This window comes from Streptomyces sp. NPDC026659 (genome assembly GCF_040638245.1).
GTDB lineage: Bacteria > Actinomycetota > Actinomycetes > Streptomycetales > Streptomycetaceae > Streptomyces.
Genome location: NZ_JBEZXY010000003.1, coordinates 510,420 through 534,198 on the forward strand (window position 1 = coordinate 510,420; position 23,779 = coordinate 534,198).

The following is a 23,779-nucleotide window of genomic DNA, read 5'->3' on the forward strand; positions in this document are numbered from 1 at the left end:
ACAAAGTAAGCCCTAGTCCAGTAGTGGGGAAGTCGACCACCATCCGCGTCCTGCTCGGACTCCTGCGCGCGGACTCCGGTGCCGCGCAGGTGCTGGGCCGCGACCCGTGGACCGACGCCGTGGAGATCCACCGCCGCATCGCGTACGTCCCCGGTGACGTCACCCTGTGGCGCAACCTCTCCGGCGGCGAGGTCGTCGACCTGTACGGCAGACTCCGCGGCGGCCTGGACGAGCGGCGCCGCGCCGAGCTGACCGCGCGGTTCGAGCTGGACCCGACGCGGAAGTGCCGTACGTATTCCAAGGGCAACCGGCAGAAGGTCGCCCTGGTCGCCGCGTTCGCCTCGGACGTGGATCTGCTGATCCTGGACGAGCCGACCTCGGGCCTCGACCCCCTGATGGAGGAGGTCTTCCAGTCCTGCGTGGCGGAGGAGCGGGACCGGGGCCGTACGGTCCTGCTCTCCTCCCACATCCTCAGCGAGGTGGAGACGCTGTGCGACCGGGTCAGCATCGTGCGCAAGGGGCGCACGGTGGAGACCGGTTCGCTGGCGGAGCTGCGGCATCTGACCCGGACCAGCGTGCGGGCGGAGCTGCGCGGGGAGCCGGCCGGTCTCACCGGTCTCCCCGGCGTGCACGACCTCGACGTACAGGGCCACCGTGTCCACCTCCAGGTGGACACCGATCAACTGGACGGCGTCCTGCGGGCGTTGACCGCCGTGGGCGTCCGCTCGCTGACCTCCACCCCGCCGACTCTGGAGGAACTGTTCCTGCGGCACTACGAGGAGGCCCCGGCGGAGGACCGGGAGGACCAGGAGGACCAGGTGGCCGCACGATGACGACCACGGCCCCCGAACTCCACCCGGCCTCCACCCCGGCCGCCCCCGCCTCCACCCTCACCGCCACCCCCGCCCTCCTCCGCTTCGCCCTCCGCCGCGACCGCGTTCAGATCCCCGTCTGGGCCGGGGTGAACGCCCTGATGGTCCTCTCCATGCCTGGCACCCTGAAGGGCCTGTACGCCACGGCGGCCGAACGCGCCTCCCTGCGCACGCAGATGACCGCCAACGCCTCGCTGCGCGCCCTCACCGGCCCGCTGCTCGACGACTCCGTGGGCGGCCTTACGGCGTGGCGCGCGGGCGTGTACGCCGGGCTGCTCGCCGCCGCGATGAGCCTGCTGATCGTCGTACGGCACACCCGGGACGAGGAGGAGAGCGGGCGGGCGGAACTCCTCGCGTCGGCGGCGGTGGGCCGCAGGGCCCCGCTGACGGCGGCGCTGCTCGCGGCGGCGGTCGCGAACGGCGTGCTGGCGTTGCTGCTCGTCGCGGGCATGGCGACGTACGGCGCTCCCGGCGCGGTGGCGCTCGCGCTCGGCGTCGCGGGGACCGGCCTCGTCTTCGCCGGGGTCGCGGCGGTCGCGGCGCAGCTCACGCAGAGCGCGCGGCTGGCGCGGGGACTGACGTCGGCGGTGCTGGGGGCGGCGTTCGTCCTGCGCGCGGCGGGCGACTCGGCCCGGGCGGACGGCTCCTCCGTGCTGACCTGGCTGTCGCCGCTGGGCTGGCAGGAGAACCTGCGGGCGTACGCGACGGAACGCTGGTGGGTACTGCTGCTGTTCGCGGCGGCGATCCTGTCCCTCGGCGCCCTCGCCTTCACCCTCGCGGCCCGCCGCGACCTGGGGATGAGCTTCCTGCCGACCCGTCCGGGCCCGGCCCGGGGGCGCCTGAGCAGTGCCGCCGCCCTGGCCTGGCGCCTTCAGCGGGGCGCGCTGCTGGGCTGGAGCGTCGGGTTCTTCCTGGCCGGGGTGGTCTACGGCGGCCTCACCCAGGGCGCGGCGCAGATGATGGGCGACAACGAGGGGGTACGGCAGATCCTGGAGCGGATGGGCGGCCGCGCGGGCGCCGAGGACGCGTTCCTCTCCGCGATGACCGGCATGCTGGGCCTGGTCGCCGCCCTCTACATCGTCTCCTCGGTCCTCCGCCTGTCCTCGGAGGAGACCTCGGGCCGAGCGGAACCGATCCTCGCCTGCGCGGTCGGCCGTCTCCGCTGGGCGGCGGGCCACCTGACGGTGTCCTTCGCGGGCTCGGCCCTCCTGATGCTCCTGGCCGCGCTCGGCCTCCTGGCGGGCTACGGCCACCGCCCAGGCGCCCTCTTCTCGGCCTGCCTGATCCAACTCCCCGCCATCTGGACGCTGGGCGCCCTGACGGTTTTGCTCTACGGCGTCCTCCCCCGAGCGGCGACGATCGCCTGGGCGGCAGCCGGGGCGACCCTCCTCCTCGGCTGGGTGGGCCCCGCCCTGAACGCCCCCCAACTCCTCCTGGACCTCTCCCCCTACGCCCACCTCCCCAAGCTCCCGGCCGCCCCCATGGAGTGGACCCCGGTAGCAGCCCTCCTGACCCTGACGATCGCACTGACGTACGCGGGGCTAACGGGCATCCGGAGACGTGACATGGCGGGCTGAGGGGCCCGCCCCGGGAGGGCTCAGCCGACCACCGGCTCGTCCCCCTCCACCCGGGGAACACCCCGCGACGGCTGGTTCGGCGGCCCGGGCCGCGCGTGCTTGCCCATGCGCGCGATGCTCCCAGGTCAGCAGCCCGCCTCGGGGCCTCCCCGCGGCACCACCAACCCCCAAGCCCCCTCCGCCACCCGCCAGGTCCGTCGCCGCACCGGACCGGAGGTCACCGCGTCCGCGCGGTAGTGGAAGTTCTCCCCGGTCACCGTGATCGTGCGGGCGGAGGTGCGGACGGAAGGGGTGGAGTCCGCGAAGGGGTGGATCTCCACCGAGGCCAGGCCGTGGCCGGAAGGAGTCACGGAGACCGTCTCCACCGGATGGTCCAGGTCCGTCACCGTCTCCCCGTCGATCTCCACCCGGAGCCGGGCCGCAGGGCGGGACGCCAGGGTGCGGACCAGGGTGCGGTAGGTGGAGCGGAGCCAAGGGTGAGCCGGGGGTGCGCCGACCGGCTCGGGGACGGCCGCGCGGACCGACGCCGGCGGTATCCCCAGGCAGCCGAGGACCACCCCGTCGCTGTCGTCCACCAGGAGGTCCAGGCGCCGCACGGAACCCTCCAGGACCGCCCGCGCCGCCGCGACCGCGCCCGGAGGCACCCCCAGGGACTGGGCGAGCCCCGTCGACCCCACCGGCACCACCGACAGCGCGCAGTCCGACAGCTCCCGGTGCCGGTGCAGGAAAGTCACCGCGCGCACGAGGGCGCGGTCGTCACCGACCACCACTGGCCGCCGCGACCCCCGCCGCCCCAGTACCCGCGCGAACTCCTCCGGACCGTCCGGCAGGCACACCTTCGCCGCCGCACCCGCGCTGAGCACGTCTTTCGCTATCCGGACGGACTCCCCGTCCCCCTGCCGTGCCGCCGGATCAATGATCACAAGGAGCTGTTCGGACGTCGCGGAAGTCGCCACCTCGGTCCTGCCTCGCTTCCTCGGGTAGCATCTTTGTGCAAGAGCCCCTTGCGCTATTGCGCCAGGGGCTTCGTCTATTCCGGGGCATCCGGTCCGACGGGTTGTGCGGCCAATGACGGTCGCGGGCGGTACACGGCGACGAGGCGACGAAACCTCGCGCCCACGCCCCGACCTTGGACATGCCCCGCCCGGAAGGGGTGTACGCGCGTGCCCGCACTTGTGCTGCTCGGTGCTCAGTGGGGTGACGAAGGCAAGGGGAAGGCGACCGACCTGCTCGGTGGCTCGGTGGACTATGTAGTGCGCTACCAGGGCGGCAACAACGCCGGCCACACGGTCGTCGTGGGCGACCAGAAGTACGCGCTCCACCTGCTCCCTTCCGGAATCCTCTCACCCACCTGTACGCCGGTCATCGGCAACGGTGTCGTCGTCGATCCCTCGGTCCTGCTCTCCGAGCTGAGCGGTCTGAACGAGCGCGGCGTCGACACGTCGAAGCTCCTCCTCAGCGGAAACGCGCACATCATCACGCCCTTCAACGTGACGATGGACAAGGTCTCCGAGCGCTTCCTCGGCAAGCGCAAGATCGGTACGACCGGCCGCGGCATCGGCCCGACCTATGCCGACAAGATCAACCGCGTGGGTATTCGGGTCCAGGACCTGTACGACGAGTCGATCCTCCTCCAGAAGGTGGAAGCCGCGCTCGACGTCAAGAACCAGCTGCTCACCAAGCTCTACAACCGCCGCGCCATCGCCGCCGACCAGGTGGTCGAGGAGCTGCTGGGCTACGCGGAGCAGATCAAGCCGTACGTCGCCGACACCGTCCTGGTCCTCAACCAGGCGCTGGAGGACGACAAGGTCGTGCTGTTCGAGGGCGGTCAGGGCACCCTGCTCGACATCGACCACGGCACGTACCCCTTCGTCACCTCCTCCAACCCGACCGCCGGCGGCGCCTGCACCGGCTCCGGCGTCGGCCCGACGAAGATCAGCCGCGTCATCGGCATCCTCAAGGCGTACACGACCCGCGTCGGCTCCGGTCCGTTCCCGACCGAGCTGTTCGACGAGGACGGCGAGGCGCTGCGCCGCATCGGCGGCGAGCGCGGTGTCACCACCGGCCGTGACCGCCGCTGCGGCTGGTTCGACGCGGTGATCGCCCGCTACGCCACGCGCGTCAACGGCCTCACCGACTTCTTCCTCACCAAGCTGGACGTGCTCACCGGCTGGGAGGAGATCCCGGTCTGCGTCGCGTACGAGATCGACGGCAAGCGCGTCGAGGAGCTCCCGTACTCGCAGAGCGACTTCCACCACGCGAAGCCGATCTACGAGACGCTGCCGGGCTGGTCCGAGGACATCACCAAGGCGAAGTCCTTCTCCGACCTGCCGAAGAACGCGCAGAACTACGTGAAGGCGCTGGAGGAGATGTCCGGCGCGCCGATCTCCGCCATCGGCGTCGGTCCCGGCCGCGACGAGACGATCGAGATCAACTCGTTCCTGTAAAGGGACATCGTTCCTGTAAGGGGACATGGGGAAGGGGCCCGCACCGACCGACCGGTGCGGGCCCCTTCTTTCTGCGCGCTCCCGGGTCAGGGGCGCTTGACGTCGACGGTGACCGCCTTCGTCTTCTCGTGGTTCTGGGCGTAGTCCACCGAACGGAACTTCAGCACGTGCTTGCCCTTGCCGTGCACCGTGACGGGTGACGTGTACTTCTTCCAGCCGCCGCCGTCGAGCTTGTACTCGGTCCTGGCCACGCCGGAGATGCGGTCCTTGGCGATCAGGGTGACGCACACGTCCGAGCGGTTCGTGCCGTACCCGGGGCGGCACGGCGCGACGCGGGCCTTGGTGACCGGCGGCTCGGTGTCCAGCGGGAGGTTCAGCGCGGCGTCGCTCGGGGTCAGCTCGTCCTCCCGGGTCGGGGGCGGTACGTCGCCGGAGGCCTGGGTGCGGCCGACGGCGCCGACGCGGAGCAGAAGGTTGTTCCAGTCGTTGAAGCCGGTGAGCGTCGTCTGCTGGCCGTCGTTGTTGACGTCGAAGGAGACCGGCGCGGTCTCGATCATGCCGTTGCAGTTCCAGTCGACCTGGCCGTCCGCGGCGGGCACCATGACGAAGGAGCCGCCGTTGCTGCCCGGGCACCAGTGCCGGACGTCGTAGTTCCCGCTGCTGGCGGGGTACGTCCGCTCGTTGAGGCTGGTCTCGTTGAGCGAGGCGTTCTGGCGGGAGAGGTCGGTGAGTCCGCTGGTGGTCCCGGAGGTCAGACCGAACTGGTACAGGTAGTTCATCACGCTGAAGTACTGCGGCTTGTTGTTGACGTTCTGGTCGCCGCCGTGCTCCAGGTTGAGGTTGTGGCCCAGCTCGTGCATGAACGTGCCCGCCTGCTCGGCGACCGTGCCCACCTGGTTGGCGAAGCTGCCCAGGCTGATGATGAGGTCACTGCCCGGGGTGGGGGCGATGCCGCTGGAGTCGGTGCCGGAGTTCAGGTTGTGGGCCGAGATGGCGTAGTGGAAGATCGGCGCCCGGCCGGTGCTGGTGAAGCCGCCGGTCTGGTTCTTGATCGTGTTGAAGGCGTTCCACTGGTACAGGCCGCCCACCGCGGTGCCCAGGTTGGTCTGCTCGGTGAGCGAGCGGGCCTTGCTCAGGGTGCCCCAGGTCGTGTTGTCCGCGAAGTTCATGATGCTGTCCGGCCCCGCGTCCACGTGCAGGTTGATGCCGGTGGTGGGCGAGTGCCGTGAGTAGGGCGAGTTCGCGAAGGCGTCGACCACCTGCTTGATGGCCGCGGGGGCGAGCGCGTGGCTGTGGTTGGCGTTCGCCATCCAGTCGAGCTGGACGAAGACGTCCGGCTTGTTGACCGTGGCCCCCATCGCGGGCAGGTCGACGAACTGCAGACCCGGCCCGGGCGCGGTGTGGGCGCTGCCGTTGGCCGGGTTGATGTAGATGCCGTTCTGCTTCCAGCTGTCCGGGATGCCGTCGCAGGTCGTGGAGTTGCAGTCGAAGGTGAAGTCGACGGTCGGGTTGAAGCCCTGACCGCCGCTGCGGCTGATCACATAGCCGTTGGGCGCCGACTGGGTGTAGGTGGCGTCCCCGACGACGGGCGCGTCCCAGGTGATCTGGGTGCGGTTGGTCTCCCGGTAGATGTTGAAAGCGACGGTCCCGAAGTTGCCTCGGGGGTCGCCGCAGGCATCGAGGTTCCAGCTGGCCGTGGCGCCCGCGTTGATGCGCTCCGGCAGAGCTGCGGGGCAACCGTTGTAGCTGTTGGGCCCCAGGGTCAGATCGCGGTCGCTGTTGTTGGTGAACCTCACCGTGAGCAGCGTGCCCGCGCGCTGCGCGGCGGCCGACGCTCCGGCCGCCGCCAGGGTGAGCAGGACGACGGCCAGGGCCGTGATGCCCAGTGCCGTACGCCTGTGGTGACGCTGTGTTTGCATGCCCGCACGGTATGGCTACGCTGCGTGTCTGCCCCGTGCGGCTCGTCGTACAGTCACTCTGCTGGCCGCCCACCACGTGCGGGGTGCCGTCCGGCGGGGTGCGATCGGTGGATGAGCGGCGAGCGGGGTGTGCTGTGCCGGGGGCCCTACGGCGGGGAGGGTGTCTCCCCCGGCGGGGGGCCCGACTGTGCCGACCCGGGCGTGTTCGAGGTCGTACGGCAGGGGCGGGCGCCGCTCGTGGTGTGCCCGCTGCATCTGGGGCCGTCGCTGTTGGTGGGGACGGGGGTGCTGTGGCCGCCGGTGATCAGGCTCGTCGGGCGCCCGTGAGGAACGAGGTCCACGCCGTGGTGGAGACGGTGAGGTGGGGGCCGTCGGGGACCTTGGAGTCGCGGACGTGGATGTCGTGGGGGCAGGTGGCGACCTCGACGCAGTTGCCGCCGCCGCTGTCGCTGTACGAGGACTTGTGCCAGGCGTAGGCGGTTTCCAGGCACTGGCCGCCGCTGTCGTTGCTGTAGCTCGACTTGAACCACCGCAGAGTGCTGGTCATGTCCGCTCTTCTCCTGCCAACTTCCGGATAAAGCTCAGCGATTCGTCCGGGCTCATAGCCTGTGACCGGATCTTCGCATACCGGTGGCTGAGACGCGCCACCTTAACCGGATCACTGATGAGGTTGCTCTCGTCCTCAATCTCCAGGTAGACGACGTGTTCGTGATCCTTGGTCACGACCAACACCATGTCGCCTTGGGTGCCTGCATGACTACCCTTCGCGCCCCGGCTCATAGACATCACTTGAAGGCTGACGTTGTCCCGCTCCGCGTCCTCCAAGAGCGCGTACAACTGGGCCCGTTGAATGTCCCAGCTTCCTACTGGTCGTTTGAGCGCCGCCTCGTCCAGGATCAACTCGATCATGGGCGTCGGGTTGGCGCGGTCGAAGAGCGCCTTTCGCGCTATGCGTGCGTCGACCAGCTCGTCCACCGTTGCCTCGGCGAGCGGTGGGTAGCCGCCTCCGATCAGGGCTCGTGCGTACTCCGGAGTCTGGAACAGACCATGGACCACGTACGTTTGGTAGGAGGACAACGTCACCGCCTCCGCCTCCATAAGGGCGAAGTCCTGGAACTGCGGCGGGTACTTCTCCATCAGCATGAGCTTGCGGGCCTTCTCGAAGAGGCCCAACCCGCCACCGATCGCCTTCTCCAGCGCCACCAGCATCGCGTCACTCGCGGGCTGCGCACACGTTTCCATCGCGCTGATGGCGGACGCGGTATAGCCCGTCATCTTGCCCACTTCTTCCTGCGTCAGCCCCAGCTGTTCTCGCAGTGCTTTCGCGAGAGCGGCGACCATGCGCGCCGCACCACCTGCCTGAGCCTTATTCGCCGCCCGCGCCATTGCGGTCACCCCCGGACTCAACCGAACTCAACCGGTCACCATTGCCCACCGCCCGTGCCCGACTGTTTCGAGGTATCGACGGAGAGTCATGGAAAACGGTAGCGCTCGCCACTGACACTGTCCCCATGAATACGCAAAGTCACCTGGCGATCCAATGGCTGCCCACCAGCGGCATCCACCTCCGCAAGGCGGGGGTTCAGTTCGACGCCGTACGGCTGGACGGCGATCCGGGACGGCGTATCGCCGACCGGCTGGCGCGGATGACGGGGGGTGAGCCGGGGCCGGTGGTGGAGTCGGGGAGCGGGCGGCGGAGCGTGTACTTCCTCGTGGAGGCGGGGAGTACGGCGCATCACGCGTGGCCGCCGGAGGTGACCCGGCTGACGAGCGGGCCGTTCCGGGTGAGCTACATCCCGGTGCCCGCGCTGAACGGACCGACGTGGCCGTTGAGTTGGCGGTTTCCTCCGACGGCCCCCGACCGGTTCGTGCACACGATGCTGCTGCGCACGGCCCTGCTGAACAGCCCGGAGGGGCTCAGCTGAAGACGATCATCGAGCCCTGGGCGAGGGAGCGGGTGGCGGCGGCGTGCAGGCCGAGCCAGACGTGCCGTTCGCGGGCGAAGGGGCTGGGGTCGTAGGGCGCGGGCGCGGCGGCCTCTTCCAACTCGGTGGGTGCCGTCGGGGGTTGGGGGGCGGCAGGCGGATTGGCGGGGTCGATGCCGATCGCGGGGGCGATGTGCTCCAGCTCGCGCAGGAGGGAGTGGGTGGAGCCCAAGGGGCCGCCGCCCGCGAGGAGTTCGTCGTTCGACAGCGGGTGCGGGAAGTCCACGGGGACGTACGCGCCCGCGTGGTCGTAGTGCCAGACCAGGTGCGAGTGCTGGGCGGTGGTCTCGAACATCTCCAGCAACTGTTCGTAGTCGCCGCCGAGTTCGTCCACGGGGGTGACGGGCAGACCGCAGACCTGGAGCAGGTAGACGCGGCGCAGGAAGTGCAGGGCGTCGTAGTCGAAACCGGCCACGGGGGCGACATCGCCGGACAGGCCAGGCATGTATGGGAAGACTGGCACCGAGGGGAGCCCGGCGTCGGTCAGCGCGCTGTTGTAGTGCGCGAGTTCCTCGGCGAACGGGTTGTCCGGGGCGTGGCACAGCAAGTCCACGAGAGGGACCAGCCACAGGTCGCAGGCCAAGGAAAGCTCCTCGCACGTGTCGGGGGCGCGTCGGGTGTCACGGGGTTGACAAGCGTAATGCTTGACATCCTTCCTCTCTCAAAAGAGGGGGATTCCGGCCCGGGTGGGTTGAGCGTCCCCGCAGGCGCGCCTTGGACCACGCCATCAGGAGGACCCGTGTCGTACCCGCAACCGCGCACCCCCGAGGAGGGGCTCGCCGACGCGAAGAGGCTGTTGAGCCTCCCGCGCATCGTCGCGATCTGCGGCTCCACCCGCTTCATGGCCGAGATGGCCGAGGCCGATCTGCGGGAGACCAGGGACGGAAGGATCGTCGTCAAACCGGGCTGTGACCTGAAGTCGCCGCACGCACTCTGGTCCGACCCCGCCGAGGCCGAGGCGCTGAAGGCCCGGCTCGACGAGCTGCACCGGGCGAAGATCCGGCTCGCCGACGAGGTGCTCGTGGTCGGCGACTACATCGGGGACAGCACCCGGGCCGAGATCGCCTACGCCCGGTCGCTGGGCAAGCCCCTGCGGTTCACCCACCCCGAAGTCGACCCCGGCGCCTGACTGTTCACCCCTCCCACCCTCAAATCGGGTCGCTCCGGTGCGAGGGCGCTGCTAGCTTCGCCGCCGTGATCGTTTACCCCCTGTGGCATGTGGGCCACCAGAACGAGGCCGGCGAAGACGGTTCGACCGTGCACGTCGACCAAGACGGCGTGTTCTGCGACGAGTTGGACGGCGACGACCTGAAGCTGCTCGGCATCTATTCCAGTGTCGAGCGGGTGGAGGAGCGGCTGCGGCAGGCCCGCCTGCTGCCGGGCTTCCGCGACGAACCGGACTGCTTCTACTACGACCCGTACGAGCTGGACGAGGACGAGTGGACCAGCGGTTTCGTCCGGGTCATGCCGGGGGAGTAGGTGCGGGGCGGAGAGGGGTACCGGGGGGCGCCCCGGCAGAACCATGGAGGACGACGTGTCGGAGCAGGACGCCATCGCGGGGCCCGGCACCGCGCCGACGGCCCCGCGTACGGCGGGCACCATGTTCGCCGCTCTCTACGGCGAGCTGATCCCGTACTCCTGGCACGATCCTGCGTCCGAGCACGACGCGTACCAGTTGTTCCACCAGCGGTCGCTCGCCATGGGGTGGCTCGACGAGCGGGCGAGCATGGGCGAGGCGTCCGGACTCTGGGCCATGAACGACGCCGGATGGGGGCACCCCCGCAACGCCTCCGAGACAGATCTGATCTCGTGGTTCCAGGTCGAGGCCAGTGGAGTGGCGGGTGATCGACCACTCCCCGTACAGCCGTTCCTGCGCTGCGCCTGGGACACCACGGCACATATCGGAACGGTGCGTCTCTCCGCGGCCCAGGTCCTCTTGCCGGTGCAGGGGCTCGACGCCACGGCACGCCCGCCCCAAGCGGCCGTGCCGTCCTTGCAGACGATCGACTGGTTCGGCGAGCACGACCCACAAGCGCGGGCAACCGTGACGATCCGCGTCGACATCGGCCAGGACCCGTCGGTCTCCACGAGCGCGACACAACTGGTCGACTGCCTGGCCCAGTTGGACCAGAGCCTCTTCGGGTTCCGGGCGGACGAACCCGCATCCCCGGACCCCGCCCCCGCCCCGCCCTTCGACGACAGCTTCTGGAACGGGCCCTCCCGCCACGCCCTGACGCTGCGCGGCGAACTCCCCGAGTGGTCCTGTGACGCCGTCGGATGGGTCGCCGAGACAGTCGCCGACTGCGCCGCCCACCTCGGCGTCCGCGCACCCCTGCTGCTCACCGTCACGCGAAACCGAGCTGTTCCGGCGTGAGGGCGTTGTAGGTGCTGGGGCGGGGACGATGTCGTCGCGTTGTCGGTCGGGGGCGGCAGATGTCGGGGGTTTGTCGGCGGGGGTTGGGACGTTGGGTGCGGAGCCTGCCGGGTCGTCCGGCGGGTGTGAACCCCGCGAGGTATCACCATGAGCACGCACGTCACGATCATCGGCGCCGGACTGGGCGGCCTCACGCTCGCCCGCGTGCTGCACGTCCACGGAATCGCGTCCACGGTCTACGAGGCGGAGACCTCCCCGGCGGCGCGTGCGCAGGGCGGGCTGCTCGACATCCGTGACTACAACGGGCAGTTGGCGTTGCGGGACGCCGGGCTTTATGAGGAGTTCCGCTCGCTCGTCCTGGAGGGGCGCCAGGCGACGCGGGTTCTGAGCCGGGACGGCGAGGTCCTGCTCGACCTGCCCGACGACGGCACGGGCCCCAACCCCGAGGTGCCGCGCGGCGAGCTGCGGCAGCTGCTGCTCGACTCGCTGCCGGAGGGCACCGTGCGGTGGGGGCACAAGGTCACCGGGGTCCGCGGCCTCGGCGGCGGACGGCACGAGGTGACCTTCGCCGACGGCACCGCCGTGGAGACGGAGTTGCTGGTGGGCGCGGACGGCGCGTGGTCCCGGGTCCGGCCGCTGCTGTCCGGCGCGACACCCGAGTACACCGGCATCTCCTTCATGGAAACCCAGCTGCTCGACGCCGACACCCGGCACCCGGACAGCGCGAAGCTCGTCTGCGACGGCTCCACGATGGTGCTCGCGCCGGGCAAAGGCGTCCTGGTGCACCGGGAGCGGGGCGGGACCCTGCACACCTGGGTCATGCTCGCCCGGCCGCGCGACTGGTTCGACGGGGTCGACTTCTCCGACTCGGCCTCGGCGCTCGCACGGATCGCGGACGAGTTCGGCGACTGGGCGCCGCGGCTGACCGCGCTGATCGCCGACGGCGACACCGCGCCGGTGCCCCGTCACATCCACGCCCTGCCCGCCGAGCACCGCTGGGACCGGGTGCCGGGCGTGACGCTCCTCGGCGACGCCGCCCACCTCACGGCCCCGAACGGCGAGGGCGCCAACCTGGCCCTCTACGACGGCGCCGAACTCGGCAAGGCCGTCGCCGCGCACCCGGGCGACGTGGAGGCCGCGCTCACCGCGTACGAGCGGGCGATGTTCCCGCGCAGTGCCACGGCCGCCCTTGAGGGGGTCGATCTCCACGAGATGCTGGGCGACGACGCGCCGTACAACCTGATCGGCATGTTCGCGGAGTAGCGGGGGTTAGCGGAGTAGCGGGGTCCCGGGCGGGGGTTACTCCGCCGCCAGCCGCTCCACCAGCGACAGCGAGTGCGCGTTGGCCTCGGCGACGATCGCGCGGGCCGCCTCCGCGTCGCGGCGGGACAGGGCGTCGATGAGGTCCGTGTGGCCCGCCCAGAGGCGGCCGCGGATCTCGTGGGGCTCGGGACGGCGGCGCAGATGCTGGACGGCGCAGACCCAGGAGCGCAGGCGGAGGCGGTGGAGGAACTCGGCGATGTACGGGTTGCCGAACAGCACGCTCAGCTCGCGCCAGAAGCGGAGGTCGTAGCCGACGAGGACGGTCAGGTCGCCCGCCGCGTTCGCCCGCTTCGCCTCCTCGCCCCGGCGGCGGACCGCCGCGAGCGCCGCCGCCGTACAGGGGTCGTCCGGGTCGGCGAACGCCGTGTGGCCGTCCCGCAGCGAACGGAACATCCCCTCCGTGACCAGGCTGCGCGCCTCGATCATGGAGCGGTAGTCGGCGAGGGAGTACTGGGGGACGCGGAAGCCCCGGTGCTGGTCCGCCTCCAGGAGGCCCTGCGCGGACAGGTCGACCAGCGCCTCACGCACCGGGGTCGCGGAGACGCCGTACTGGTCCGCTATCTCCTTGACCGTGAACGCGCGGCCCGGCCGCAGCCGCCCGGCCAGCACCTCGTCGCGCAGCGCGTCCGCGATCTGCTGGCGCAGAGTGCTGCGCGTCACGCCACCGGTGGAGGCCATCGTCCGGGAGTCTCCTCACACGATCGGGCGCGGTCGTCGTACATGCTCGCCGGTCTGTTCACTCTTGTCACTCTTGCTTACGAGCAAGAAACCTTACGCGTTCGATTCCGTCGGCCGGCAGCCGTGGTCCGTCCAGCGGGCCTCACCGTCGACGACGGTGGCGGAGGGTGCGAGACCCAGCGCCCGCGCCACCGCCATGGAGGCCGCGTGACCTGGGTGGATGTACGCGCTCAAGGCGCTCACCCCGCTCGCCCGCAGCCACTCCGCCATCGCCCGCGCCCCCTCCCGCGCGTACCCCTCCCCCTGATACGCCACCCCCGTCACCCACGCCACTGCCGCCTCCGTACCGCCCCCGGGCACATGACTCACCGTCGCCTGCACGGTCCCCACCAGCCGCCCGTCCGTCCTCCGCCGCACCAGCCAGTTCAGCCAGCCCTGCGTGCCGTCGGGGGACTGTCCCTTCGCCTGCCGGGCGTACCGCGCCTCCAGCTCCGGCAGCGTGTCGGGCACCCCACCCGTCCAGACGTGCAACCGCACGTCGTCCAGAAACCCGAATGCCTCGCGCGCGTGCTCCGCGCGGAGGGGTTCGAGGTGGAGGCGGGGGGTGGTCAGGGGGAGCGCGGCGGGCCAGGGCGCGGGGCGCCGGCCTTCTGCCGCAGGGGGCGTCACCGCGGCCGATCCATCAGCTGGGCCAGGCCGTCCATGATGCGGTGCAGGCCGAAGGTGAAGGCGTGTTCGGGGTTGTACATGCCCTGGTGGGCCGCGCCCGCCGCGCTTCCGACGCGGGCCGCGAGGGGGAAGCGGGCGGGGTCGAAGACCTGCGCGAGGAGGGGTTCGTTGGCGGCCCACCACTGCGCGTCGGACATGGCGCTGTCGCGGGCCGCGGCCTTGGTGTCGAGGGTCGCGCGGGCGACGGAGCGGACGAAGTCGAGCAGGAAGGTGAGGGCCGCGTCCATCTCCACGTCGTCGAGGCCCAGGCCGTCGAAGGCGGCCAGTTCGTGCTCGTACTTGGCCATGAGGCCGGGGCCCAGCGGCGGGCGCGCGGTGGACATGGTCGCCACCCAGGGGTGACGGTCGTACAGGTCGCGGTTCTCGCGCGCGACGGCCTCGACCTTCTCGCGCCAGGGGGCGGCGGCACGGTCGCCGCGCGGCATCCGCAGGTACACGAAGTCCAGCATGAGGTCGAGCAGTTCGGCCTTGCCCGGGACGTAGGTGTAGAGCGTCATGGGGGTGACGCCCAGGCTCTGCGCGATGTTCCGCATGGTCAGGGCGTCCAGGCCCGCCGAGTCGGCGAGTTCGACGGCGGCCTGGACGACCGCGTCGACCGTCAGGCCCTGTTTGGGGCCGCGCCGGGAGTCCTCGCGCCCCGGTACGCGCCACAGCAGTTCCAGAGTGCGGGCCGGATCGCTTGCGCCCCGTTGTTCCTTGACCATGGGCGCCATTCTTCCGGCCGAACCCGCCCGGCAATACTCTGTATGCCGTACAGTATACGACGTATAGAGATTGACTCCGGCTACCAGGGCAGGCCATGAAGATCACTTCCAGCGCCATCTGTCTGACCGTCGACGACGTCCCCGCCTCCGCCGCCTTTCTGACCCGGCACTTCGGCTTCGACGAAGCCATGGCCGCCGAGGGCTTCGTCTCGCTGGCCCGCGAGGACGCCCCCAACGTCGTGTTCCTCCGGCGCGGGATCGAGGTGCTGCCCGAGGGCTTCCGGGAGCAGCACGCGGCGGGCGTGATCGTCGCGTTCGTCGTCACCGACCTGGACGCCGAGTACGAGCGGCTGCGGGGCGAGGACGCCCCCATCACCATGCCGCTGCGCGAAGAGCCCTGGGGCGAGCGCCTGTTCCAGGTCACCGACCCGAACGGCGTCGTCGTCCAGCTCGTCGCCTGGGGCGACCCCGAGCACCCGTGAGCCACGGGCCGGCCGCTGAGCACCTGTGACGGCAACGGGCCGACCGCCATGCCGGCGGTCGGCCCGAGCTGTGCGGACGGGCGGCGGACGCGTGGTCCGGCCGGTGTCCTGAGGAGAGGTCAGCCGACCATGAAGTCGTCCGCCGTCTTCAGTGCCGCGTCCAGCGCCTCCAGCCCCTCCTTCAGTTCCGCCTCGGTGATGTTGAGGGGCGGGACGACGTGGGTGCGGTTCATGTTGACGAAGGGCCACAGGCCGTTCTTCTTCGCGGTGTTGGCGAAGGCCAGCATGGGGGCGCCCGACGCGGCGGAGGCGTTGTACGGGATCAGCGGCTCCTGGGTCTCGGTGTCCCGGATCAGGTCCAGGGCCCAGAACATGCCCGTACCGCGCACCTCGCCCACGCTCGGGTGCCGCTCGGCCAGCGCGGCCAGGCCCGGGCGCAGGACCGTCTCGCCGAGCCGCTTGGCGTTCTCGACGATCCCCTCCTCCTCCATCACGTTGATCGTGGCGACGGCGGCCGCGCAGGCCAGCGGGTGGCCGGAGTAGGTCAGGCCGCCGGGGTAGGGGGTCGTGGCGAAGGTGTCGGCGATCTCCGGCGAGATGGCGACACCGCCGAGCGGCACGTAACCCGAGTTCACGCCCTTGGCGAAGGTCATCAGGTCCGGGACGACGTCGAAGAGGTCCGCCGCGAACCACTCGCCGGTGCGGCCGAACCCGGCCATCACCTCGTCCAGGATGAACACGATGCCGTTGCGGTCGCAGATGTCGCGGACCCCGGCGAGGTACCCGGGCGGCGGGACCATGATCCCGGCGGTGCCCGGGATCGTCTCCAGGATCACCGCGGCGATCGTGCCGGGCCCCTCGAAGGCGATCGTCGTCTCCAGGTGCTCGAGCGCCCGCGCGCACTCCTCGTCCTCGGTCTGCGCGTAGAAGCGGGAGCGGTAGAGGAACGGCGCCCAGAAGTGGACGACACCGGCCGTGCCGTTGTCGGAGGGCCAGCGGCGGGGGTCGCCGGTGAGGTTGACCGCCTGCTGGGTGCCGCCGTGGTACGAGCGGTACGCCGAGAGCACTTTCGGGCGCCCGGTGTGCAGCCGGGCCATGCGGATCGCGTGCTCGACCGCGTCGGCGCCCGCGTTGGTGAAGAAGATCTTGTCCAGTTCGCCGGGGGTGCGCTCCGCGATCAGCCGGGCCGCCTCCGAGCGGGCCTCGACGGCGAACGCGGGCGCGAACGTCGTCATCTTCGCCGCCTGCTCCTGGATCGCGGCGACGACCTTCGGGTGCTGGTAGCCGATGTTGGTGAAGACGAGCCCGCTGGTGAAGTCCAGGTAGCGCTTGCCGTCGTAGTCCCAGAAGTACGAGCCCTCGGCGCCCGCCACGGCGAGCGGCTCGATCAGCTCCTGCGCGGACCAGGAGTGGAAGACGTGGGCGCGGTCGGCGGCCTTCACGGCGCGGCCGAGGGCGGGGTCGGGGGTCGCGTGCGGCTGTGGCTGTGCCTGCGGCTGTGACGTCATGCCGGGGAGGGTATGCGGCGCGGGGTGGCCCGCGACATCGGCGGGCTGCCTGCCGGGTGGCTCCGCCGCGCGACAGACTGTCTGTTCCCGGACCGTGGGCCACGACTTCGCCCCCGGTCCGGCTCGCCCCACTATTCTCGGAATCCGCGCATGTGCGGGGGATTTCCCGGGTGCGCCTGGGTCGCGCGTACGGGGGTGCGCGCCTTGGGGGAGGGCGGGCTGTCGTGGACCGTTGGGGGCCGGAGGAAGTCGAGCACGGAGCCGTCGGCGACGGCGACCGGGACCACTGGCCGACCGCGTCCGGCGGCGGTGGCCCCTACGACCACCCCCAGGCCCACTCCTACGGCCCGCCCGGCGCCGCCCCGCCCGGACCTCGGCGCGGCACCCCCTCCACCGTCCTGCTCGTCGTCGTGGCCCTGGTGGTCGCCCTCGGCGCGGGCGGCACCGTCTACGCCCTCCTCCACGAGGGCGGCGGCACCGCCACCGCCACTCCGCCGATCGCCTCCGAGGAGTCCGTCCCCGCCGCCTACGTCGGCACCTGGCTCTCCCCCGCCCACCACCTGACCCTCACCCGGGGCCGCCTCGGCGACCCCGTCCTCACCCTGGTCACCGACACCCCCGCCCACCACTGTGTCTCCACCGCCCCCCTGACCGCCGTCACCCCCCACTCCCTCCACTTCGGCTCCGCCACCCCCCACCTCGCCACCTGCGCCCCCGGCCCCCCGGTCACCCTCACCCTCCTTCCGGACGGCCGCCTGAGAAGCGCCCCGGAGGGCGGCGGGAAGAGCGTGACGTTCACACGACGGTGAGGGCCGCTCACTCGTCGTTCGCAGGAGCCCGGCGCGGCCGTCAGCGGGGCTCCGGAGGCCGCTGGCGGGGCATGTTCGGGCGGGGGCTCGGCGGGGAGTGCAGGGGACGTGGCGGGGGGACGGAGGGGTCGGGGCGGGGCAGGCGGGGCGTGGTGTGCGGGGTCAGCGGGGAGGGGGCCGCCCGGAACTCGGACATCCAGTCGGAGGTCTCGGCCCGGACCAGTTCCGTCACGTCCTCGGAGAAGCGGCGCAGGACGTTCAGGCAGCGGTCGGCCGCCTCGCCCGCGGTGCCCTCCGCAGGGCCGAGGACCTCGCGGACGCACTCGGAGGCCCAGTCGAACTGGAGGGTCTGGAGGCGGCGTTGAACCGCCTGCGCCGTGGCGATGTCGCGCGTCCAGCCGGAGGACACGCCGAAGTAGCGGTCCAGGCCGGTGCAGGCGAGGGCCAGCACGAACGCCACGTACCCCCAGGGCGCCACGCCCGGGACGGCGCGCGTCAGGTCCAGGAGCGGCAGCACACAGCCCGTCGCCACCCCGACCGTCGTGCCGAGGCGCAGCAGGCGGGCCGTGCGGCGGCGCCAGAGGCGGTCGCGCAGGTACCAGGCCGCCGTGCGCAGCGCGCCGTCCTCCACCCAGCGGTACAGCTCGTCCAGCCGCTCCGCCGGTTCCCCCCAGTCGCCCAGCGGCAACGCCCGGCCCGTCAGGTCGGCCGTGCCCCCGCCCCACCCGTCCTGCGGCGGACCCTCGGGCTGCATCTCCGCCTGACCCACCCGGAACTCCCTACTGAAACGACCCACTCCACAACGACCCACTCCATGACGCGCGCGCCACCCTTCCTACCGCCCAATGGGTGGCCAAGTGGTGGCTTTCCCGGGCAATCCGCCCGTAAGAGGGTCTTGATCAGGTATAGGGCCGGGGCCGTTCTCACCCGAAAGAGTGGCGGGGCGAGGGCCGCCCGGAGCACGTAGGCTCGTGCCAGAGCGGCGTACGCGGCGCCGGTACGGACAGGAGCTGATCGTGATTCCCGGTGGTGGCCAGCCCAACATGCAGCAGTTGCTCCAGCAGGCGCAGAAGATGCAGCAGGATCTTCAGCGGGCCCAGGAGGAACTGGCGGCCACGGAGGTCGACGGCCAGGCGGGCGGCGGCCTGGTGCGGGCCACCGTGACCGGCTCCGGCGAGCTGCGCGGCCTGAAGATCGACCCGAAGGCGGTCGACCCCGAGGACACCGACACCCTCGCCGATCTGATCGTCGCGGCCGTGCAGGCGGCCAACGAGAACGCGCAGACCCTCCAGCAGCAGAAGCTCGGCCCGCTGGCCCAGGGCCTGGGCGGCGGTGGCATCCCCGGGCTGCCGTTCTGACGCCGGGGCAACTACCGTACGTACCGAAAGGTCTCCAGGAAGGGCAGTCCGTTGTACGAAGGCGTGGTCCAGGACCTCATCGACGAGCTGGGGCGACTGCCCGGCGTCGGTCCCAAGAGCGCGCAGCGGATCGCCTTCCATGTGCTCCAGGCCGAGCCGACGGACGTCAAGCGGCTCGCCCAGGCACTCCTGGAGGTCAAGGCCAAGGTCCGCTTCTGCGCGGCCTGCGGCAACGTGGCGCAGGAAGAGCTGTGCAACATCTGCCGCGACCCGCGCCGTGACCTGTCGGTCATCTGCGTGGTCGAGGAGCCCAAGGACGTGGTCGCCATCGAGCGCACCCGCGAGTTCCGGGGCAAGTACCACGTCCTCGGCGGCGCCATCAGCCCCATCGAGGGCGTCGGCCCGGACGACCTGCGCATCAGGGAGCTCCTGGCCCGGCTCGCGGACGGCACCGTCACGGAGCTGATCCTCGCCACCGATCCCAATCTCGAAGGCGAGGCCACGGCGACGTACCTCGCCCGCATGATCAAGCCCATGGGTCTGAGGGTCACCCGCCTGGCCAGCGGCCTTCCGGTCGGCGGTGACCTGGAATACGCGGACGAGGTGACCCTCGGCCGCGCCTTCGAGGGGAGACGACTCCTAGATGTCTGACGCCACGCTGCACGCCACGACGCAGAACCCGGACGACTTCGCGGTCCAGATCGCCGACCAGGTCGAGAGCTTCCTGGTCGCCGTCACCGAGGTGGCGAAGGGGGACGAGCCCGGCTCGACGGTCCCCTTCCTGCTGCTCGAGGTCTCCCAGCTGCTCCTGGCGGGCGGCCGGCTCGGCGCGCACGAGGACTTCGTGCCCGACGAGCGCTACGAGCCCGACCTCGGCCCCGAGCCGGACGTCGACGAGCTGCGCGAGAACCTCGCCCAGCTGCTGGAACCGGTCGACGTCTACTCCGAGGTCTTCGACCCGTACGCGCCCAGCAAGGCACCCGTGCCCGCCCGTATCTCGGACGACATCGCGGACCTCATCACCGACCTGCGCCACGGCATGGCCCACTACCGCGCGGGCCGCACCACCGAGGCCCTGTGGTGGTGGCAGTTCTCCTACTTCTCCAACTGGGGCCCCACCGCCTCCGCCGTCCTGCGCGCCCTGCAGTCCGTCCTCATCCACGTCCGCCTGGACCAGCCCCTGGAGGAGCTGGACGGCCTCGACACCGACCAGGAGCCCATGGGCGACGAGGTCCTGGAGATCGAGGCGGGCCGCGTCATGGCGGAGGAGATCGGCACGCCGCTCGGCATTCGTCAGGTGCAGTAGGAGGCATCCGACGCGGGTACGGCAGCCGCGTACCCGTCGCCGCAGTTCCTGAGCGGGGGTCAGCCGGCCGGTGAGTCGCTGACCTTGCTCACCGGGCTGATCTCCAGCTTCCCGCCGTCGTTGCCGTCGGTGACGGGGAGCGTGCCCGCCGGCCACCTCAGGGTGACGTGCTTGGTCTCGTTCGGGGGCGTCACCACCATGTCGGTCAGCCGCACGCCGGAGCCGCCGCTGTTGTTGACCGGGAACGTGACGTTGAAGGCGGCGGTCTCGCCCTCCTTGAGGATTTGCGGCAGGGCCTGCTCGCCGTTGCGGTCCACGGAGACGGTGTCGCCCAGGGACGTCTTCAGGTCGACACCCGCGAAGCCGCTGATGCGGCAGGTGCCGCCGCCGCTGTTCTTGAAGGAGACGGTGACGACGCCTTCCGTCTTGTCCGTGGTGTTGTCGGCGGCGGCGACCTCGAGCTCGTCGGTGCGGCAGATGCCGACCTTGCCGCCGCTGTTGCCACCGGTGCTGGTGCCGGCGCCCTGGTCGCTCCCGCCGGTGCCGGCGCTCTGGCCGCTCCCGCCGGTGCTGCTGCCGGTGCTGGTGCCGGCGCTCTGGTCCGCCTGGTCCGCCCCGCCGGTGCCGCCCGCCTTGTCAGCCGACGCGGTGGGGCTGGCCTGCGTGCTGTCCGACGCGCTGTCGTCGCCGTTGCAGGCGGTGAGCGAGAGTGCGGCCACGAGGCCGATGGCGGTGGCGACGATCTTGCGGGTGTGCAGCATGATTCCCCCGGGATGCGGTGCGGTCTGTACGGTCTGGGTGATGCCGTGGTGCGTACTTATTCGTACCGCGCGGTCAGTCACCAGCCGTCAGCGATCATGTCCGCGTTCAGTCACAGATGGGACCGCGCCCCGGTGGCCAGGCCACCTGCACCGCGTGCGGAGTCGACTGACCGCCTCACCCCCCTGTGAGTCACTGCACACCCGTGCACGTACCGCCATCACTCGCGTGAGACTGGGCAGGGTGTACGGCAGCGGACGGGTGTCTCACCATGCGATACCCAAGAGGTGGGATTCCCCCGCTCGATAGACTGAGCCGACACAAACGAACCGAGCGAGGAGCGCACGTGGGCCTTGTCGTGCAGAAGTACGGAGGCTCCTCCGTAGCCGATGCCGAGGGCATCAAGCGCGTCGCCAAGCGGATCGTGGAAGCGAAGAAGAACGGCAACCAGGTGGTTGTCGTCGTTTCCGCGATGGGCGACACGACGGACGAGCTGATCGATCTCGCCGAGCAGGTTTCTCCGATGCCTGCCGGACGTGAATTCGACATGCTGCTGACCGCCGGAGAGCGTATCTCCATGGCCCTGCTGGCCATGGCGATCAAAAACCTGGGCCACGAGGCCCAGTCGTTCACCGGCAGCCAGGCAGGCGTCATCACCGACTCGGTCCACAACAAAGCCCGGATCATCGACGTCACGCCCGGCCGCATCCGCACCGCGCTCGACGAGGGCAACATCGCGATCGTCGCCGGGTTCCAGGGCGTCAGCCAGGACAAGAAGGACATCACCACGCTCGGGCGCGGCGGGTCCGACACCACGGCCGTGGCGCTGGCCGCCGCCCTCGACGCCGAGGTCTGCGAGATCTACACCGACGTGGACGGCGTGTTCACCGCCGACCCGCGCGTGGTGAAGAAGGCCCGGAAGATCGACTGGATCTCCTTCGAGGACATGCTGGAGCTGGCCGCGTCCGGCTCCAAGGTGCTGCTCCACCGCTGCGTGGAGTACGCCCGCCGGTACAACATCCCGATCCACGTGCGCTCCTCCTTCAGCGGGCTGCGCGGCACGTGGGTCAGCAGCGAGCCGATCGAGCAAGGGGTACAGCAGGTGGAGCAGGCCATCATCTCCGGTGTCGCGCACGACACCTCCGAGGCCAAGATCACGGTCGTCGGCGTGCCGGACAAGCCGGGCGAGGCCGCCGCCATCTTCCGCACCATCGCGGACGCCGAGATCAACATCGACATGGTGGTGCAGAACGTGTCGGCCGCCTCCACGGGCCTGACCGACATCTCCTTCACCCTGCCGAAGACCGAGGGCCGCAAGGCCATCGACGCCCTGGAGAAGAACCGCTCCGGCATCGGCTTCGACTCCCTGCGCTACGACGACCAGATCGGCAAGATCTCCCTCGTCGGCGCCGGGATGAAGACCAACCCGGGTGTCACCGCCGCCTTCTTCGAGGCGCTGAGCGACGCGGGCGTCAACATCGAGCTGATCTCGACCTCCGAGATCCGCATCTCGGTCGTCACCCGCGCCGACGACGTGACCGAGGCCGTGCGCGCCGTGCACACCGCCTTCGGCCTGGACTCCGACAGCGACGAGGCCGTGGTCTACGGGGGTACCGGCCGCTGATGAACAGGGGCCCCCGCCGCCCCGCCCTCGCGGTCGTGGGGGCGACCGGCGCGGTCGGGGCCGTCCTGCTCCAGATCCTGTCCCAGCGCGCGGACGTGTGGGGCGAGATCAGGCTGCTCGCCTCCCCGCGCTCGGCCGGCCGCAAGCTGGCCGTGCGCGGGGTGGAGACCGAGGTCGGCGCGCTGACCGAGGCCGCCTTCGACGGGATCGACATCGCGCTGTTCGCCGTGCCCGACGAGGTCGCGGCCCGGTGGGCGCCGCTCGCCGCCGGGCGCGGCACGGTCGTCGTGGACACCTCCGGCGCCTTCCGGGCCGACCCGGAGGTGCCGCTCGTCGTCCCCGAGATCAACCCGCACGCCGTGCGCAACCGGCCGCGCGGCATCGTGGCGAGCCCGGGCGGTACGACCCTGTCGATGATCGTCGCCCTCGGCGCGCTGCACGCCGAGTACGGCCTGCGCGAGCTGGTCGTCTCCTCGTACCAGGCGGTCAGCGGGGCCGGGCGGGCCGGGGTGGAGACCCTGCGCGCCCAGCTGTCCCTGGTCGCCGGTACGGAACTCGGCGGCGCCCCCGGTGACGTACGGCGGGCGGCGGGCGAGCTGACCGGGCCGTTCCCGGAGCCGGTCGCGCTCAACGTGGTGCCCTGGGCCGGGTCGCTCGGCGCGGACGGCTGGTCCTCGGAGGAGCTGGGGGTGCGGGAGGAGTCCCGCAGGGTTCTCGGGCTGCCGGACCTCCCGGTCGCGGTGACCTGCGTCCGCGTCCCCGTCGTCACCGTGCACTCGGCGACCGTCCACGCCCGCTTCCAGGACGAGGTCACGGTCGACGGCGCCCGCGAGATCCTCGCGACCGCGCCCGGTGTGGTGCTGTGCGACGACCCCGAGGCGGGTGAATTCCCCACCCCGGCGGACGTGGTGGGCACCGACCCGACCTGGGTCGGCCGGGTCCGGCGGGCCCTCGACGACCCCGCCGCGCTCGAACTCTTCGTGTGCGGCGACAACTTGCGCAAGGGCGCCGCGCTCAACACCGCGCAGATCGCGGAGCTGGTCGCTGCCGGGAATCTGTGGGAATGACAGGGGTTCCCTGTGGATTCCGTAGGATTATTTTAAGAAATGTGGCCGGAACCATGGTCCAATTCACTTGAACCCCGGCTCCACGACGACAGAGGATTTCCTTCCCGCCCTCCGCAACCGCGCGAGGGCGGGAAGCGTCTTTGCGGGCACCCGAGTGGGGCCGGGGGCGCGGAGATTCCGGCGCGGAGCGCCGTGATCGGGGTCGCTGTGACGCCCGTTCGACGAGGACACAGGGGAAGAGCGGGACGCATGGCGGCA

The 23,779-nt window shown here is 71.0% G+C and carries 27 protein-coding genes; 16 read left to right on the forward strand and 11 right to left on the reverse strand.

Annotated elements, in window-relative coordinates; translation table 11 throughout:
• Positions 1-23: 23 nt before the first annotated feature.
• Complete coding sequence (locus AB0E91_RS11245; RefSeq protein ID WP_361778588.1) at positions 24-833, forward strand: ABC transporter ATP-binding protein; 810 nt, start codon at positions 24-26, stop codon at positions 831-833.
• Positions 830-2,449, forward strand: a complete 1,620-nt coding sequence (locus tag AB0E91_RS11250) for an ABC transporter permease (protein ID WP_361778591.1) — start codon at positions 830-832, stop codon at positions 2,447-2,449. Before AB0E91_RS11245 ends, AB0E91_RS11250 begins: the two co-directional genes overlap by 4 nt.
• Positions 2,450-2,574: 125 nt before the next feature.
• Here AB0E91_RS11250 and AB0E91_RS11255 read toward each other — a convergent pair whose 3' ends face one another.
• Positions 2,575-3,405 (reverse strand): diacylglycerol kinase, encoded by an 831-nt coding sequence (locus tag AB0E91_RS11255; protein ID WP_361778594.1) that lies wholly within the window; start codon positions 3,403-3,405, stop codon positions 2,575-2,577.
• 207 nt (positions 3,406-3,612) lie between these two features.
• On the opposite strand from AB0E91_RS11255, the gene AB0E91_RS11260 reads away from it, so the two are divergent.
• Positions 3,613-4,896: an adenylosuccinate synthase gene (locus AB0E91_RS11260; RefSeq protein WP_361778596.1), complete on the forward strand. Its 1,284-nt coding sequence runs from the start codon at positions 3,613-3,615 to the stop codon at positions 4,894-4,896.
• A gap of 86 nt (positions 4,897-4,982) precedes the next feature.
• Here AB0E91_RS11260 and AB0E91_RS11265 read toward each other — a convergent pair whose 3' ends face one another.
• On the reverse strand, positions 4,983-6,815 hold the full coding sequence (locus AB0E91_RS11265; protein ID WP_361778599.1) for a hypothetical protein: 1,833 nt from the start codon (positions 6,813-6,815) through the stop codon (positions 4,983-4,985).
• Positions 6,816-6,926: 111 nt separating this feature from the next.
• On the opposite strand from AB0E91_RS11265, the gene AB0E91_RS11270 reads away from it, so the two are divergent.
• A complete protein-coding gene (locus tag AB0E91_RS11270; RefSeq protein WP_361778602.1) occupies positions 6,927-7,142 on the forward strand; it encodes a hypothetical protein in 216 nt (71 codons plus the stop codon).
• Here AB0E91_RS11270 and AB0E91_RS11275 read toward each other — a convergent pair.
• Positions 7,120-7,362, reverse strand: a complete 243-nt coding sequence (locus AB0E91_RS11275; protein WP_361778605.1) for a DUF397 domain-containing protein — start codon at positions 7,360-7,362, stop codon at positions 7,120-7,122. The genes AB0E91_RS11270 and AB0E91_RS11275 overlap by 23 nt on opposite strands.
• Positions 7,359-8,201 (reverse strand): helix-turn-helix transcriptional regulator, encoded by an 843-nt coding sequence (locus AB0E91_RS11280; RefSeq protein WP_361779068.1) that lies wholly within the window; start codon positions 8,199-8,201, stop codon positions 7,359-7,361. The genes AB0E91_RS11275 and AB0E91_RS11280 overlap by 4 nt, the downstream gene beginning before the upstream one ends.
• Before the next feature lie 125 nt (positions 8,202-8,326).
• Here AB0E91_RS11280 and AB0E91_RS11285 point away from each other — a divergent pair, with 125 nt between their 5' ends.
• Positions 8,327-8,740 (forward strand): hypothetical protein, encoded by a 414-nt coding sequence (locus AB0E91_RS11285; RefSeq protein WP_361778608.1) that lies wholly within the window; start codon positions 8,327-8,329, stop codon positions 8,738-8,740.
• Here AB0E91_RS11285 and AB0E91_RS11290 read toward each other — a convergent pair.
• A complete protein-coding gene (locus AB0E91_RS11290) occupies positions 8,733-9,383 on the reverse strand; it encodes a hypothetical protein (RefSeq protein ID WP_361778611.1) in 651 nt (216 codons plus the stop codon). The genes AB0E91_RS11285 and AB0E91_RS11290 overlap by 8 nt on opposite strands.
• Positions 9,384-9,539: 156 nt before the next feature.
• On the opposite strand from AB0E91_RS11290, the gene AB0E91_RS11295 reads away from it, so the two are divergent.
• The 4 genes from AB0E91_RS11295 to AB0E91_RS11310 all read left to right on the forward strand — a co-directional run bounded on the left by AB0E91_RS11295 (position 9,540) and on the right by AB0E91_RS11310 (position 12,437).
• On the forward strand, positions 9,540-9,929 hold the full coding sequence (locus AB0E91_RS11295) for a hypothetical protein (RefSeq protein WP_361778614.1): 390 nt from the start codon (positions 9,540-9,542) through the stop codon (positions 9,927-9,929).
• 65 nt (positions 9,930-9,994) lie between these two features.
• On the forward strand, positions 9,995-10,279 hold the full coding sequence (locus AB0E91_RS11300; RefSeq protein WP_361778617.1) for a hypothetical protein: 285 nt from the start codon (positions 9,995-9,997) through the stop codon (positions 10,277-10,279).
• Positions 10,280-10,334: 55 nt separating this feature from the next.
• Entirely contained in the window at positions 10,335-11,174 is an 840-nt protein-coding gene (locus AB0E91_RS11305) for a hypothetical protein (RefSeq protein WP_361778620.1), read from the forward strand.
• Between the two features lie 147 nt (positions 11,175-11,321).
• Complete coding sequence (locus AB0E91_RS11310) at positions 11,322-12,437, forward strand: NAD(P)/FAD-dependent oxidoreductase (RefSeq protein ID WP_361778623.1); 1,116 nt, start codon at positions 11,322-11,324, stop codon at positions 12,435-12,437.
• A 36-nt stretch (positions 12,438-12,473) separates the two neighbouring features.
• Here the strand turns inward: AB0E91_RS11310 and AB0E91_RS11315 are convergent, their stop codons facing one another.
• The 3 genes from AB0E91_RS11315 to AB0E91_RS11325 all read right to left on the reverse strand — a co-directional run bounded on the left by AB0E91_RS11315 (position 12,474) and on the right by AB0E91_RS11325 (position 14,608).
• On the reverse strand, positions 12,474-13,175 hold the full coding sequence (locus AB0E91_RS11315) for a GntR family transcriptional regulator (RefSeq protein WP_361778625.1): 702 nt from the start codon (positions 13,173-13,175) through the stop codon (positions 12,474-12,476).
• Between the two features lie 93 nt (positions 13,176-13,268).
• The gene (locus AB0E91_RS11320) at positions 13,269-13,844 is read right to left on the reverse strand and encodes a GNAT family N-acetyltransferase (protein WP_361778628.1); all 576 of its coding nucleotides are present in this window, start codon (positions 13,842-13,844) and stop codon (positions 13,269-13,271) included.
• Positions 13,841-14,608 carry a TetR/AcrR family transcriptional regulator gene (locus AB0E91_RS11325; protein ID WP_361778631.1) on the reverse strand — a complete coding sequence of 256 codons (768 nt, stop codon included), beginning with the start codon at positions 14,606-14,608 and terminating at the stop codon, positions 13,841-13,843. The genes AB0E91_RS11320 and AB0E91_RS11325 overlap by 4 nt, the downstream gene beginning before the upstream one ends.
• Positions 14,609-14,703: 95 nt before the next feature.
• On the opposite strand from AB0E91_RS11325, the gene AB0E91_RS11330 reads away from it, so the two are divergent.
• Positions 14,704-15,090, forward strand: a complete 387-nt coding sequence (locus AB0E91_RS11330; protein WP_361778634.1) for a VOC family protein — start codon at positions 14,704-14,706, stop codon at positions 15,088-15,090.
• Positions 15,091-15,209: 119 nt separating this feature from the next.
• Here AB0E91_RS11330 and AB0E91_RS11335 read toward each other — a convergent pair whose 3' ends face one another.
• Complete coding sequence (locus AB0E91_RS11335; RefSeq protein WP_361778637.1) at positions 15,210-16,598, reverse strand: aspartate aminotransferase family protein; 1,389 nt, start codon at positions 16,596-16,598, stop codon at positions 15,210-15,212.
• Between the two features lie 224 nt (positions 16,599-16,822).
• On the opposite strand from AB0E91_RS11335, the gene AB0E91_RS11340 reads away from it, so the two are divergent.
• Positions 16,823-17,407: a hypothetical protein gene (locus AB0E91_RS11340; RefSeq protein ID WP_361778640.1), complete on the forward strand. Its 585-nt coding sequence runs from the start codon at positions 16,823-16,825 to the stop codon at positions 17,405-17,407.
• A 40-nt stretch (positions 17,408-17,447) separates the two neighbouring features.
• Here the strand turns inward: AB0E91_RS11340 and AB0E91_RS11345 are convergent, their stop codons facing one another.
• A complete protein-coding gene (locus AB0E91_RS11345; RefSeq protein ID WP_361778643.1) occupies positions 17,448-18,176 on the reverse strand; it encodes an SLATT domain-containing protein in 729 nt (242 codons plus the stop codon).
• A 247-nt stretch (positions 18,177-18,423) separates the two neighbouring features.
• On the opposite strand from AB0E91_RS11345, the gene AB0E91_RS11350 reads away from it, so the two are divergent.
• From AB0E91_RS11350 to AB0E91_RS11360, 3 genes are read left to right on the forward strand one after another with little or no spacing between them, the layout of a single operon-like run.
• Positions 18,424-18,765: a YbaB/EbfC family nucleoid-associated protein gene (locus AB0E91_RS11350; RefSeq protein ID WP_026248919.1), complete on the forward strand. Its 342-nt coding sequence runs from the start codon at positions 18,424-18,426 to the stop codon at positions 18,763-18,765.
• A gap of 51 nt (positions 18,766-18,816) precedes the next feature.
• On the forward strand, positions 18,817-19,416 hold the full coding sequence (gene recR, locus AB0E91_RS11355; RefSeq protein ID WP_361778646.1) for a recombination mediator RecR: 600 nt from the start codon (positions 18,817-18,819) through the stop codon (positions 19,414-19,416).
• Positions 19,409-20,071, forward strand: a complete 663-nt coding sequence (locus tag AB0E91_RS11360) for a DUF5063 domain-containing protein (RefSeq protein WP_361778649.1) — start codon at positions 19,409-19,411, stop codon at positions 20,069-20,071. Before recR ends, AB0E91_RS11360 begins: the two co-directional genes overlap by 8 nt.
• Before the next feature lie 59 nt (positions 20,072-20,130).
• Here AB0E91_RS11360 and AB0E91_RS11365 read toward each other — a convergent pair whose 3' ends face one another.
• Positions 20,131-20,832, reverse strand: coding sequence for a DUF4232 domain-containing protein (locus AB0E91_RS11365; RefSeq protein WP_361778652.1), 702 nt, complete (start codon positions 20,830-20,832; stop codon positions 20,131-20,133).
• Positions 20,833-21,176: 344 nt separating this feature from the next.
• Here AB0E91_RS11365 and AB0E91_RS11370 point away from each other — a divergent pair, with 344 nt between their 5' ends.
• Together AB0E91_RS11370 and AB0E91_RS11375 are read left to right on the forward strand one after the other, a co-directional pair.
• Positions 21,177-22,454 (forward strand): aspartate kinase, encoded by a 1,278-nt coding sequence (locus AB0E91_RS11370; RefSeq protein ID WP_161179992.1) that lies wholly within the window; start codon positions 21,177-21,179, stop codon positions 22,452-22,454.
• Positions 22,454-23,521, forward strand: a complete 1,068-nt coding sequence (locus tag AB0E91_RS11375; protein ID WP_361778655.1) for an aspartate-semialdehyde dehydrogenase — start codon at positions 22,454-22,456, stop codon at positions 23,519-23,521. The genes AB0E91_RS11370 and AB0E91_RS11375 overlap by 1 nt, the downstream gene beginning before the upstream one ends.
• Positions 23,522-23,779: the final 258 nt, after the last annotated feature.

What these genes read in the sequence shown, in the direction of transcription:
- AB0E91_RS11365 (WP_361778652.1), bottom strand. Translation starts at nt 20,832, where the DNA reads ATGCTGCACACCCGCAAGATCGTCGCCACCGCCATCGGCCTCGTGGCC.
- AB0E91_RS11310 (WP_361778623.1), top strand. Translation starts at nt 11,322, where the DNA reads ATGAGCACGCACGTCACGATCATCGGCGCCGGACTGGGCGGCCTCACG.
- AB0E91_RS11330 (WP_361778634.1), top strand. Translation starts at nt 14,704, where the DNA reads ATGAAGATCACTTCCAGCGCCATCTGTCTGACCGTCGACGACGTCCCC.
- AB0E91_RS11315 (WP_361778625.1), bottom strand. Translation starts at nt 13,175, where the DNA reads ATGGCCTCCACCGGTGGCGTGACGCGCAGCACTCTGCGCCAGCAGATC.
- AB0E91_RS11275 (WP_361778605.1), bottom strand. Translation starts at nt 7,362, where the DNA reads ATGACCAGCACTCTGCGGTGGTTCAAGTCGAGCTACAGCAACGACAGC.
- AB0E91_RS11280 (WP_361779068.1), bottom strand. Translation starts at nt 8,201, where the DNA reads ATGGCGCGGGCGGCGAATAAGGCTCAGGCAGGTGGTGCGGCGCGCATG.
- AB0E91_RS11270 (WP_361778602.1), top strand. Translation starts at nt 6,927, where the DNA reads ATGAGCGGCGAGCGGGGTGTGCTGTGCCGGGGGCCCTACGGCGGGGAG.
- AB0E91_RS11325 (WP_361778631.1), bottom strand. Translation starts at nt 14,608, where the DNA reads ATGGTCAAGGAACAACGGGGCGCAAGCGATCCGGCCCGCACTCTGGAA.
- AB0E91_RS11265 (WP_361778599.1), bottom strand. Translation starts at nt 6,815, where the DNA reads ATGCAAACACAGCGTCACCACAGGCGTACGGCACTGGGCATCACGGCC.
- AB0E91_RS11285 (WP_361778608.1), top strand. Translation starts at nt 8,327, where the DNA reads ATGAATACGCAAAGTCACCTGGCGATCCAATGGCTGCCCACCAGCGGC.
- AB0E91_RS11250 (WP_361778591.1), top strand. Translation starts at nt 830, where the DNA reads ATGACGACCACGGCCCCCGAACTCCACCCGGCCTCCACCCCGGCCGCC.
- AB0E91_RS11360 (WP_361778649.1), top strand. Translation starts at nt 19,409, where the DNA reads ATGTCTGACGCCACGCTGCACGCCACGACGCAGAACCCGGACGACTTC.
- AB0E91_RS11335 (WP_361778637.1), bottom strand. Translation starts at nt 16,598, where the DNA reads ATGACGTCACAGCCGCAGGCACAGCCACAGCCGCACGCGACCCCCGAC.
- AB0E91_RS11375 (WP_361778655.1), top strand. Translation starts at nt 22,454, where the DNA reads ATGAACAGGGGCCCCCGCCGCCCCGCCCTCGCGGTCGTGGGGGCGACC.